At 42.0% G+C, this 12,614-nt stretch carries 8 protein-coding genes and 1 tRNA gene; 2 read left to right on the top strand and 7 right to left on the bottom strand.

All coding sequences use genetic code 11. From position 1 onward, the window contains the following. Window positions 1-43: 43 nt before the first annotated feature. Window positions 44-2,059 (top strand): DNA helicase Rep, encoded by a 2,016-nt coding sequence (gene rep / locus ACEN2L_RS11830; RefSeq protein ID WP_441743953.1) that lies wholly within the window; start codon window positions 44-46, stop codon window positions 2,057-2,059. Between the two features lie 7 nt (window positions 2,060-2,066). Here the strand turns inward: rep and ACEN2L_RS11825 are convergent, their stop codons facing one another. From ACEN2L_RS11825 to ACEN2L_RS11800, 6 genes are all read right to left on the bottom strand, one after another. Further along, a complete protein-coding gene (locus ACEN2L_RS11825; protein ID WP_441743951.1) occupies window positions 2,067-4,697 on the bottom strand; it encodes a sensor domain-containing phosphodiesterase in 2,631 nt (876 codons plus the stop codon). A gap of 126 nt (window positions 4,698-4,823) precedes the next feature. After that, complete coding sequence (locus tag ACEN2L_RS11820; protein WP_372340870.1) at window positions 4,824-5,219, bottom strand: c-type cytochrome; 396 nt, start codon at window positions 5,217-5,219, stop codon at window positions 4,824-4,826. 324 nt (window positions 5,220-5,543) lie between these two features. Then, window positions 5,544-5,619, bottom strand: a tRNA-Phe gene (locus ACEN2L_RS11815). 195 nt (window positions 5,620-5,814) lie between these two features. Then, entirely contained in the window at window positions 5,815-6,090 is a 276-nt protein-coding gene (locus ACEN2L_RS11810; protein ID WP_441743949.1) for an oxidative damage protection protein, read from the bottom strand. A gap of 269 nt (window positions 6,091-6,359) precedes the next feature. Continuing rightward, the gene (locus ACEN2L_RS11805; protein WP_441743947.1) at window positions 6,360-9,500 is read right to left on the bottom strand and encodes an efflux RND transporter permease subunit; all 3,141 of its coding nucleotides are present in this window, start codon (window positions 9,498-9,500) and stop codon (window positions 6,360-6,362) included. A 2-nt stretch (window positions 9,501-9,502) separates the two neighbouring features. Further along, entirely contained in the window at window positions 9,503-10,654 is a 1,152-nt protein-coding gene (locus ACEN2L_RS11800) for an efflux RND transporter periplasmic adaptor subunit (protein WP_441743945.1), read from the bottom strand. A 235-nt stretch (window positions 10,655-10,889) separates the two neighbouring features. Here ACEN2L_RS11800 and ACEN2L_RS11795 point away from each other — a divergent pair, with 235 nt between their 5' ends. Further along, a complete protein-coding gene (locus ACEN2L_RS11795) occupies window positions 10,890-11,534 on the top strand; it encodes a TetR family transcriptional regulator (RefSeq protein ID WP_441743943.1) in 645 nt (214 codons plus the stop codon). Here the strand turns inward: ACEN2L_RS11795 and mutY are convergent. Further along, window positions 11,527-12,603 (bottom strand): A/G-specific adenine glycosylase, encoded by a 1,077-nt coding sequence (gene mutY / locus ACEN2L_RS11790; protein WP_441743941.1) that lies wholly within the window; start codon window positions 12,601-12,603, stop codon window positions 11,527-11,529. The genes ACEN2L_RS11795 and mutY overlap by 8 nt on opposite strands. Between the last annotated feature and the right edge of the window lie 11 nt (window positions 12,604-12,614).

Genomic DNA, 12,614 nt, shown 5'->3' with positions numbered 1-12,614 from the left:
ACAATCCACGGCCCACACAGTAAACAGGCAATTTTAAGGACACATGAAACTCAACCCAGGCCAAAATGAAGCAGTAAATTACATCTCAGGCCCTTGCTTAGTTCTCGCTGGAGCTGGCAGCGGCAAGACTCGAGTAATTACCAATAAAATAGCTTATTTGGTGCGTGAATGTGACATGCCTGCCCGATTTATCGCTGCGGTTACTTTTACCAATAAAGCTGCCCGTGAGATGAAAGAGCGAGTTGGCCAAACCCTCGGGAAAAAAGAAGCTAGGGGCTTAAAAGTTTCGACATTTCATACGCTCGGCTTAACAATTATTAAGGCTGAAGTGAAAACCCTAGGTATAAAACCGGGATTTTCACTGTTTGATGATAAAGACAGTTTGGCCCTACTCAAAGATCTCACCACTGTCGAGCTTGACGGTGATAAAGAACAACTGAGCCAATTACAAAGCCGTATTTCGTCATGGAAGAATGACTTAATCTTGCCTGAACATTTACAGAAAATGTCGCTATCAGCCAGTGATGCTGAATTTGCCGAGTTTTATCAGCGTTATCACAATAATTTACGTGCTTATAATGCCCTTGATTTTGATGATTTGATTTTACTGCCAACGCTGTTGTTACAGTCGAACGAAACGGTTCGCCAAAAATGGCAAATGAAGATCCGCTATCTATTAGTCGATGAGTATCAAGACACTAACACCAGCCAATATGAGCTAGTACGGCTGTTGGTTGGTGAACGGGCGCGTTTCACCGTGGTAGGTGATGACGACCAGTCTATTTATTCTTGGCGTGGAGCCAGGCCACAAAACCTCATTTTATTACAAAAAGATTTCCCCAGTTTACGGGTAATTAAGTTAGAACAAAATTATCGTTCTTCAGGTCGAATTCTGCACTGCGCTAATATATTAATTCAAAATAATCCTCACGTTTTCGAAAAAAAACTGTTTTCTGAGCTCGGTTATGGTGATGCTTTGAATGTCATCATTGCTAAAAACGAAGAGCACGAAGCAGAGCGGGTAGTGGCTGAAATGCTTGCACACAAATTTATGAAGGCAACACACTTTAAAGACTATGCCATTTTGTATCGCGGAAATTTTCAGTCGCGAGTATTCGAAAAATTTTTAATGAGTAATCGTATCCCCTACAAAATAAGTGGTGGCATGTCGTTTTTCGGACGTACTGAAGTAAAAGATATCATGGCCTACCTGCGCTTGTTGGTTAATCAAGATGATGACAATGCCTTATTACGGGTAATCAATACCCCTACACGTGGCATAGGACGTGTAAGCCTAGAAAAACTAGGCAACTTAGCAAACAAAAATAAATCCTCAATGTTTGCCGCGGCATTTGATCCGCAATTACAAGAGCATGTAAGCGGTAAAGCACTGGTTTCAATTGAACAATTTAGCCGATGGATAGTTGAATTGTCTGACCACGTTCAACGAGGCGATGGCATTTCCACAGTGCGGGACATGATTAAGGCCATGGGCTATGAAGAATGGCTATACGAGACTAGCACAAGCCCTAAAGCAGCCGAAATGGCTATGGCCAACATCAGTACTTTATTTGGCTGGATAAGCGGTATGTTAGAGGGCAACGAACTTGACCCACCGATGACCTTACAAGAAGTAGTCAATCGCCTCATCTTACGTGACATGATGGAACGAGGAGAAGACCAAGATGAGTCAGATCAAGTGCAGTTAATGACCCTACATGCCTCAAAAGGTTTGGAGTTCCCTTATGTTTTTATGGTCGGGATGGAAGAAGGTTTACTGCCCCATCAAAGCAGTATTGATGAAGACAATATTGACGAGGAGCGGCGACTAGCCTATGTGGGTATTACCCGGGCACAGCGAAATTTATTTTTCACCTTAGTAAAGGAAAGACGTCAATTTGGTGAAATCATTAATCCTGAACCCAGTCGATTTTTATATGAACTGCCTCAGGACGACATTGTATGGGAACAAAAGAAAAATAAGGATAGCGCTGAAGTACGTCAACAAAAAGGTCAGGTTGGTATAGCAAACCTACGCAATATGTTAGCTAAAAAATAACACTCCACTAAATGAGGTGAGGTTCAACGCTCTTTATCCCCTCATGACAAATCGGTAATAGCTGTACTTTTTGCAAGTAAGTCCCTTGACCAAATTCACATCCAGCGTTAATCAATGCTTGGTATTGCTCATCGGTTTTAATGCCTTCTGCGATTAACTTAAATTTTAAATGAGTGGAGATAGATAAGACCGACTGCACTAATTTTAAGTTGCGCTCAGAACGAGGAATGGTGCTAACAAAACGATGATCGACTTTTACATAATCAAAAGGGTAGGAATACAAGTAACTCAAAGACGCTAAGCCACTACCAAAATTATCCAATACCAAGGTAATGCCTGAACGTTTTAATACTTTTATGGCTGGTAAGACAAATTGTGAGCGGCGATTTAAATCGTTTTCATCAAACTCGATAACGAGCTTTTTAGGATCAACTCCAGCCTGCTTAATTTGTTCGACTAATTGGATTGCTAGCGATGATTGAGTAAGGTGGTGGATAGATAAATTAATGGCTAAACGGTGATTAACTTTCTGTGAGTTGCTTAGTGACCATTGCTTTAACACAGCGCAGGCTTTTTTGAGCATGAACTTGTCCATCTCAACGGTTAAGCCACTTTGCTCAGCAATTTGCCAATACTGCTCTCGTTTAATTTTACCGAGGGTTGAATGTTCCCACCTAATGTAACACTCTTCGTAAATGTTCTCTTTGCTTATTAAGTCAAAGGCTGGCTGCGAATAACACTCAAAAGCTTCAAGTTTCAGCATTTGTCTAAACTCGCTTTCTATCTCAAGCTCTTCGAGTAATTTATCTCGCATTGTTTTGTCAAAAATAACATGACGCCCACGACCTGAGCTTTTGGCTTGATACATTGCAGCATCGGCATCACGCAAAATTTCATCCGCCGATTGATAACCGTTTTCAATGTAAGCAATCCCAATACTCGCGCCAGAATACACTTCTTTATTATCAATAACAAAAGGCTCAGCAATGGCATTAATGATACGAGAAGAGATCTCTTCGATGTCTTTTTCTACTTCAAAATTATCAAATAAAACAACAAACTCATCGCCACCTAAACGGGCCAGTAAATCATGACCACGAATACAAGATGATATTCGCTGAGCCACTTCACGTAAAAAACAGTCACCGGCATGGTGACCAAGAGAATCGTTTATTTGCTTAAATCGGTCGAGGTCAATAAACACCACCGCAAAGTTATTTTGTGGATAACGAAGTTTATTGGCTACTGCGAGCTCAAGTCGATGATTAAACAGTACTCGGTTGGCAAGTCCGGTTAAGCCATCATGGTGCGCGTCGTATTCGAGCTGTTGCTGAATCTGTTTTCTTTCTTCAATTTGTTTTTGCAAATACAAATTGGTTTGGTTTAATTCTTCTGTGCGTTCTTTGACTTTTTCCGCCAACTGCTGATTGTAGGTTTGAATGGCCTCAGTAGAGCGTTTACGCCCTAGTGCTACCGCAATGTGGTGGGACACAAAACGCAGAAACTCTAAATCTTTCTGGGTATATTTATGACTACCACCGTAACTTTGTACTGCAATCACCCCCGAAATATTGCCATCAATGAATAAAGGCGCGCCTAACCAAGAGTCATTAGAAGCAATCATCACATTTGCAATTCTTTCATCCAGCTCATTGTCTTGTGTGAGTTGACCTACGTTAGTTGAATCAAGTAATGCTGCTCGCCCTTGGCGAATAACATATTCGGTTAAACCAAGGCCCAATGAACGGGTTTCAGCTTGGGTATTTAGCTCATCCTTAAAGTACGGAAACGTTAAGGAGTTTTTTTGGGAATCGAGTATCGCCACATAACAGTTTGGCGCGCCAATCAATCTAGAAAGAATATCGTGAATAGCGGCATAGAAAACGTTCATATCGGTATCGATAGAGGCAGATAATTCAGAAATTTCAAATAGCGCCTGTTGCAGTGATTCGATTTTTTGACGTTCTGAAATTTCTTCCTGCAACTCGTCATTCATCTGACGAAGCTGTTTTGTCCGTTGTCGGATTGTCTTTTCAGTTAATTCACGACTTTTGACACGATCCAAACTATTCACTATATGCTGTGAAACAAACAACAGTACATCTAAGTCTTCTTGTTTGTAGCGTACTGCCTCGTCGTAGCTTTGCACCACCATTGCGCCGATGATCTGATTCCCTCGCTTAAGAGGCACACCAATCCAATCAACAGGCATGGGGCCTATATACTTAATATTTAACTGTTCGACTTGTTGTTGAAAGTTTTCTTTGACTAAAAATAAATAATTACCACTGGAGAGAATATACCCAGTTAAGCTGTTTTTTAAATCTTCTGCCGACATCTGTCGTTCAAGTAAATCTTCAGATTCATCAACAAAATAAGCAAAATCAACTATCGCATTTTCTTCTTCTAAAAATGCCACGTAAAAATTTCTTGCTGGCATAAATCCAGCGATAATTTCATGAATTGCTGGGTACAAGCTAGCTAAGTCACTCACAGAACTGGCTAGTTCAGAAATATCAAATAGCGACTTCTGAATCGCTTCAGATCGCTTATATTTTTCTGTCACTTGTTGTAATTGCGGAACTAACTCTCTTAACTCTTCTAGAGAAAGTTCCACATTAATATCGGGAGCAGCCATTTTATGAATTTTTATGCACTTATAGTTAGAATTTTGGCAAAAATTAATCTCTTAAAATAAACTATAAAAACGAAAAAGGCCACACTAGGTGGCCTTAATTTGTGCTTTTGTCTTATATACTAAGCACTAAATACCTTCAATCATGTGCTCAATGGCAGCCTTAATTTCATCGTCAGTGCAATCACCACAAGTGCCTTTTGGCGGCATCGCGTTAAAACCTTTAATAGCGTGCTGCCACATAGTATCAAACCCTTGGCTGATACGAGGCGCCCAATCAGCAGCATCGTGTAGCTTAGGAGCGCCTAATACGCCAACTCCATGACACGCCACACAGGCTTTACCATAAATTTGAGCGCCACTACGAGGGCCAGCTGAAGCTGTTTCGGCCTTAGCACCAGCAACGTGAACTTTGCCGATAGGTAGAATACGCGATTTAATATCATCAGAGGCGGCATCCTGAGAATGAGCAACAAAGGTTAAAGACAAACCAACTACCATATAAATCAAACTTTTTATTTTCACGTTTCTCTCCACAAGGGTTGACGTTATTAAAACGTCCTCAGCAAAATTCTGGATCAGATTATAACGACTAATCTTTACTGAACAACTGTTTAGTCATTCACCTAAATATTTTTCAATTTTTCCTGACGTTTCAACCAATATTAAACTTATCGATTTTTAGAAGGCAAGCGTCTTAAAGTAAAAATACAACACAGTTAATGGCTAGACTGTCAGCTAATATCTATTTAAGCAATAAGCCAGGCTGCTTTTTACAGGTAACAATAGATCTACCTTAATTTCGCTTCAAACAAAAAAGCCCGCAATTTCTTGCAGGCTTTGTTGTAATGGTGCCCAGAGGCGGAATCGAACCACCGACACGGGGATTTTCAATCCCCTGCTCTACCGACTGAGCTATCTGGGCAAAACTGGTTGACTAGCGCCTTACGATGTTTTGTAGGACCTGCTTCGTCGTGGGTGCGTATTAAACGGATTATGGCGATTCAAGTCAACTATTTTATATAAAAAAAAACACTTTTTTTACTGACTGCTGTAAAAACAAACAAACAGTGGTTAATAATTATCAAATTGCCCGCTTTCATTCCAAAAACAGTGGGTTTTACTGTTGTTTTACCGGCACGTATCCTTCAACTTCAACATCCTTGCCTTCAAACAAAAAGTCGCTCATAGCAGCTTCTAGAAATTGCCGATGTTCGGCATTCATCATGTTTAGCTTTCTTTCATTGATTAACATAATTTGTTTCTTTTGCCACAACGCCCATGCTTCTTTACTGATGTTGTCAAAAATTCGCTTGCCCAAGTCACCCGGGTAAAGTTGAAAGTCGAGACCTTCAGCGTCTTTCTTTAAGTATTTGCACTGTACTGTTCTAGTCATGTTAGTACCCTTTTGTCTGAATAACGTTCAAGCACCCAAGAAAGATATAATCAAAGGTGCATGTAAGCCTAAAATCGATAGTGGCAGCAGTTTAGCAAATTAGTTTGCTTCAGTCCTAACCCAATAAATAGCAAATACAACCTTAAGCCTGAGCCTTAACCTTGCTAGTAGATTTCATTTTTTTACACTCAAACATTGAAAAAAGTAGCGCACCCAAGACGTAGGCCAGCATTGGGGAGATAACCATCACCAAGGCAACAAATAAGGGACTAAACATGACTTTCATCCTCTTTTTGTGGTTCGCTTTGTTTTTTGTCTATACCAAAAATTCGATAAACAAATACAAAAAACAGCGGAACAAAGAATACGGCTAGAACAGTTGCAGAAAACATTCCACCAAATACACCAGTACCAATAGCGTGCTGACTTCCGGAGCCTGCTCCTGAACTTAATACTAAGGGAGTAACGCCCAACATAAAGGCTAGAGATGTCATGATGATAGGACGTAGACGCTGCCTTGATGCTTCAATTGCAGAATCAATCAGACTATTTCCCTCTTCATACAAGGTTTTCGCAAATTCAATAATTAATATGGCGTTTTTGGCGGCCAAACCTATGGTGGTGAGCAAGCCGACTTGAAAATACACATCGTTTGTAAGACCTCTGAGCAAGGTAAAAATCACTGCACCTAAAATCCCTAGCGGCACAACTAATACCACCGCGGTAGGGATGCTCCAGCTTTCATATAAGGCGGACAAACATAGGAATACAATTAGGATCGACAGCGCGTATAACATGGGCGCTTGCGAACCCGATTTTTGCTCTTGTAGCGATAACCCTGACCACTCAAATCCAAAACCTTCAGGAAGCTTGGCTGCCAATTCTTCCATTGCTTCCATTGCTGCACCAGAACTCAGACCCGGAGCGGCTTGCCCTAAAATTTCGACAGACGAAACGCCATTATAGCGCTCTAATTTAGGTGAGCCTGATACCAATCCAAAGGTGCTGATCGCACTGAGTGACACCATTTTGTTTTCATCATTTCGCACATACCAGTCTTTAATATCATCCGGCATCATGCGGTAAGGGGCGTCGGCTTGCACAAAGACCTTTTTCACTCGATTACCATCAACAAAGTCATTGACGTAAGTAGAAGCCCAAGCAGTAGTAAATACTTGATTGACATCGGCGATTGACACTCCTAAGGCCATGGCTTTTTGTTTATCAATATTGACTTTAAATTGGGTGGTATCCCCTAAGCCATTAGGACGTACTCCGAGTAAACGACTATCTTGAGACGCCATACCTAATAATTGGTCACGTGCAGCCATTAACGCCTGATGCCCTTTACCACTAAGGTCTTGTAGCTCAAATGTAAAACCAGTGGCATTACCTAATTCAGCGATAGGTGGAGGAATAAAAGCAAATACGGACGCTTCTTTAAGTTGCGATAACGCCCTCATGGCGCGCGCAGCCACTGCTTGAACGTTTTGATCCTCTCGAGGTCTTTCTTCCCAATCTCTGAGTCGTAAAAAGGCCATACCGTTGTTCTGTCCGCTACCTTGAAAACTGAAGCCAACCACTGAAAACATCGCTTCAACATTTTCTTTTTCATCTTCTAAAAAGTAGTTTTCTACTTTATCCATCACCAAAGATGAGCGCTCCATTGAGGCACCTTGGGGCAAAGAAACAAGAGCAAACATACGCCCCTGATCCTCATCAGGTAAGAAGCCTGTCGGTAAACGCATGAATAACACGCCTAGTACGGCAACCAAAACGACATAAATCAGCATATAACGGCCGGTACGACCTAAAATGCGACCCAATGAGTTTTGGTACCCTTTGGTCATGGATTCAAATTTATTGTTAAACCAAAAGAAGAAGCCGCTTTGCGCTTTGTGCTCTTTAGAAATAGGTTTGAGCATAGTGGCACATAAGGCCGGCGTTAAGATTAACGCCACCAGCACCGATAGTGCCATCGCAGATACAATGGTGACGGAAAACTGACGGTAAATCACACCTGTTGAACCGCCAAAAAAGGCCATCGGCACAAACACCGCAGATAGCACTAACGCAATACCAATAAGTGCTCCGGTAATTTGCTTCATCGATTTTTTAGTGGCTTCTTTGGGCGACAAGCCATCTTCATGCATCACCCGTTCAACGTTTTCTACTACGACAATTGCGTCATCAACTAATAACCCAATAGCCAATACCATGGCAAACATCGTGAGGGTATTTATTGAGTAACCGAACAGATACAGAATACCGAAGGTGCCTAACAACACTACCGGTACAGCAATAGTGGGTATAAGCGTTGCCCTGAAGTTTTGTAAAAACAAAAACATAACAAAAAAGACCAAGACAATGGCTTCTAATAAGGTATGAATAACTGATTCAATAGATAGTTTAACGAAAGGTGTTGAATCATAAGGATAAACCACCTCTAGCCCCGCTGGAAATTGCGGCTGCAATTGAGCAATACGCTCTTTAACCAAGGCTGCCGTGTCTAAAGCATTAGCACCAGATGCCAAACTGATAGCCATACCCGCTGCCGGCTGATTATTGTACTCGGATAATATTTGGTAATTTTCACCACCCAGTTCAATACGTGCTACATCTGACAATCGCAAGGTTGATCCGTCATCAGCAACCCGTAACAGTATATCACCGAACTCTTCAGGCGTTTCAAGCCCGGTTTCTACCACGATACTGGCGCTAATTTGTTGGCCAGCAATTGATGGCGCGCCACCTAATGCACCCGCTGCTATTTGCGAGTTTTGCGCTTTTATAGCGTTAATTATTTCACTGACCGTCACCCCATACTGCGTTAGTTTGTCTGGATTAAGCCAAACTCGCATCGCATATTGTGATCCAAAAAACTGAATAGTACCCACGCCGGACAAGCGGCTAACTTGGTCTTTGACATTAGAGGCCACATAATCCGAAATATCGAAGCGATCCATACGCCCGTCAGAGGAATAAAAACCGGCTACTAACAAAAAACCAGAAGACGATTTAGCTACCCGAACACCAGCTTGTTGCACTTTTTCGGGTAGTAAGGTCATCGCCGTTTGTAATTTATTTTGCACTTGAACTTGGGCAATATCTGGATCCGTGCCCGCCTCAAAGGTCACCGTGATATTGGCGTTACCCGTTGAATCACTATTAGCACTTATATATTGAACGTTATCGATACCCGTTAGGTTTTGCTCGATAACTTGAATAACAGTGTCCTGCACCACTTGCGCAGACGCCCCCGAGTAAGACGCTGAAATCGTCACGGTGGGAGGCGCTACATTTGGATATTGCGATACCGGCAGTTGCATCATTGCTAAGGTACCACCTAACATAATCATAATCGCAATTACCCATGCAAGTATGGGTCGTTCGATAAAAATCTTTGCCATGATTAAGCCGCCTTCTGCTGCTGATTAATATCGTTAGGCGCTACCGTCATACCAATAGCCACTTTTTGCAGGCCAGCCACTATCACTCTCTCGCCTGCTGTTAAACCTGACAAAATTAACCATGAAGCATCAAAAGCGCGGTCAATAGTGACAAAACGCTGCTGCACCGTATTATTATTATCTACAACGTAAACATAGGGTTTGTTGTCCTGACTAAACAGCAATGATTTCTGTGGAATCAACAAAGAGTTGATACGTTTTGCCTGATGCACTGTGACTTTACCAAACATGCCGGGTAATAAAATATATTCAGGATTAGAAAACTCAACGCGGATAGACACGGTGTCAGTAGAAGGGTCTGTTTGAACCTCGTTAAATTTAACCTCACCATCGTACACGTACTTTTCGCCGTCACTGAAGGTTAACACTGCGACAGGGTCAACAGACTGAAGTTCACCAGTGGCAATACGTTGCTTAATTCTGCGCAAATCATCATTTGCCATGGGTAGGTCAAAATAAATAGGATCAAGCTGAGTAATTTCAGCTAGGGCAGCAGCTTGCTGCTCAACAACCAACGCCCCTTCGGTTACACTGGACTTACTGATGCGGCCACCGATAGGCGCTAACACTTTGGTGTATTTAATATTTAACTTGGCTTTATGTAGAGCAGCCTCAAGCACCCCTACTTTTGCCTCAAGACCATCAAACTGAGCTTGAGCAATATCCAAATCTTGCTGACTCACCAACTTTTGTTTAATCAACTTGTTATAACGACTTAAATCCGCTTTAGCTTCTTGCAAGTTTGCTTTGTTCTCAGCAATTTCTGCCTCTGCTGAAAGTAGATTTGCTTCATAAACGGTAGGATCGATTTGATATAAAGGTTGGCCCGCTTCTACTACCGAGCCTTCATCAAACAAGCGTTGCATAATAATGCCACTTACTTGAGGTCGAATTTGTGACTTCTTCGATGCAATAGACCGTGCGGGTAACGATTGAGTGTACAGTACGTCTTGTGTAACCAATGTAACAACATCGACGGCCTGAGGAGGCCTTTGTTGACTTTCCGCTCCATTTTTTTCTGATGAGCAGGCACTTAAAAATAAAGCACTACCACCCAGTAAAACCAATGTTGTAAAAAAGCGAGAAAGTTTCATTAAGACCTCAATTTGATTACTAGCTGTTCAAATTTAGCGGACATTAAAGGCGGCTAATTATGAAACAAGATAAGAATAAGAATAAGTTTTATTTACAAAATATTTACATACATTCATGCATGTATTGTATTCTACTGGTTATACCGCTACAATTGCAACCGCTGCAAAGAGAATTACGAATTTTGTTACATCTCTTTACGCAGCAGAAACAATTTAGGCACATAACGAGGTATCTATGGCCCGAAAAACCAAAGAAGACGCTATTGCAACGCGAAATATATTATTAGATTCAGCAGAGCAGATTTTCTTCGACAAAGGTTATTCTCAAACAACCTTGATGGATGTTGCGACCCATGCAGGTATGACGCGTGGCGCGATTTATTGGCATTTCAAAAATAAGATGGAACTATTTGAAGCCATGATAGAGAGAGTGCATCTGCCTTTGGAGTCTTTGGTAGAAGCATGCGCTGACGAAAATGAACCAGATCCTCTTGGGAAGTTTCGTGAATTTTCCATAGAATTTCTGCAGCAAATAGCGTCAGATAGACGCATACAGCAAGTTTTTTCAGTAATGATGCATAAATTTGAGTATAACGGCCAAGTTACTCAACTAGAAGAAAAGCAACTACTTTCATTTCAAGAAGTCACCAGCAGAATTGAACGAACCTTTAACAATGCCATTAAGCGGGGGCAGCTACCTGTGAATTTAGATATTAAAAAAGCCGCTTTTGCTAAACACGCCTTTTTTAGTGGCATTATGAACAATTGGCTGTTCCATCCCCAAACTTATGATTTGGCAAAAAATGCCGAGTCCCTAGTCGATAGTTATTTTTTTATGCTAAGTAACAGCCCGCACCTTAGACTAGCTGATATTAACTAAACGGATCTTCTCGTAGTGCAGTTAACAGTTGCTGAGTAGGTGCGGCTAATCCTAGAGCAGGCGGATTGCCTAAGTCATACCAAAGGTCTTGATTTTCACCAATCCCTTGTGCTTTGGGCGCAGTGCTGAGCAGCAGTACAATTGGCTGAATATCAAGATGAAAATGACTAAAGGTATGGCGAAAAGGCAGCAAGAATTTTACGCTAAAATTCTCTAAACCCAGAGTGCGGGCTTGCTGCTCTAGTTGGTCCAAAGAATCAATCTGATAAAAGCCCCATAAACCGCCCCAAATACCAGTAGACGGTCTTTTATAAATCAAGGCCGAGTTCTGCCAAAGAGGTATTACCATCAAGGTTGACCGAACCGGTGTCGTTTTTTTAGGCTTTTTACCGGGGAAGTCTGTTGGCCTTCCCAGCATAGTAGCTTGGCAATCTTGTGACACTGGACATCGACTGCACGCAGGCGAGCTGCGAGTGCAAAGTGTTGCGCCCATGTCCATCATGGCTTGATTGTAATCAGCAGTGCGCTGTGCAGGAGTTAACTTATCCGCCAACAACCACATCTGCGTCTCAATTTGTTTATTGCCAGGCCAACCTTCAATCGCCGCATAGCGCCCTAATACCCGTTTGACATTGCCATCTAATATGCTGTGATGCTGGCCTTGCGCCAAAGACAATATTGCAGAGGCCGTTGAGCGACCAATGCCAGGCAGAGCCATGACTAGCTCAAGTGTGTTCGGAAACGTGCCTGCATGAAGTTCGACAATATTCTTTGCTGCCTGATGCAAATTTCTTGCTCGGGCGTAATACCCTAAGCCAGTCCAATGATGCAACACATCATCTTCTTTAGCTTCAGCTAAACTCAGCACATCAGGAAAGCGTTGCATAAAGCGCTGGTAATAAGGAATAACGGTCGTGACCTGCGTTTGTTGCAGCATTATTTCTGAAATCCAAACGGAGTAAGCCGTTTTAGCTCGCTGCCACGGTAAATCTTTTCGTCCATATTTATCGAACCAAGAGAGAATACGTTGGGCGAAAGTAGCTAGGTCTGAATTTTTATTTAAGGTCACAATGATGCTTA

The organism is Flavobacterium sp. W21_SRS_FM6, from assembly GCF_052119645.1.
Lineage (GTDB): Bacteria > Pseudomonadota > Gammaproteobacteria > Enterobacterales > Alteromonadaceae > Paraglaciecola.
This window is presented reverse-complemented; position numbering and strand designations above follow the sequence as displayed.

What these genes read in the sequence shown, in the direction of transcription:
- rep (WP_441743953.1), top strand. Translation starts at nt 44, where the DNA reads ATGAAACTCAACCCAGGCCAAAATGAAGCAGTAAATTACATCTCAGGC.
- ACEN2L_RS11825 (WP_441743951.1), bottom strand. Translation starts at nt 4,697, where the DNA reads ATGGCTGCTCCCGATATTAATGTGGAACTTTCTCTAGAAGAGTTAAGA.
- ACEN2L_RS11810 (WP_441743949.1), bottom strand. Translation starts at nt 6,090, where the DNA reads ATGACTAGAACAGTACAGTGCAAATACTTAAAGAAAGACGCTGAAGGT.
- ACEN2L_RS11805 (WP_441743947.1), bottom strand. Translation starts at nt 9,500, where the DNA reads ATGGCAAAGATTTTTATCGAACGACCCATACTTGCATGGGTAATTGCG.
- ACEN2L_RS11800 (WP_441743945.1), bottom strand. Translation starts at nt 10,654, where the DNA reads ATGAAACTTTCTCGCTTTTTTACAACATTGGTTTTACTGGGTGGTAGT.
- ACEN2L_RS11795 (WP_441743943.1), top strand. Translation starts at nt 10,890, where the DNA reads ATGGCCCGAAAAACCAAAGAAGACGCTATTGCAACGCGAAATATATTA.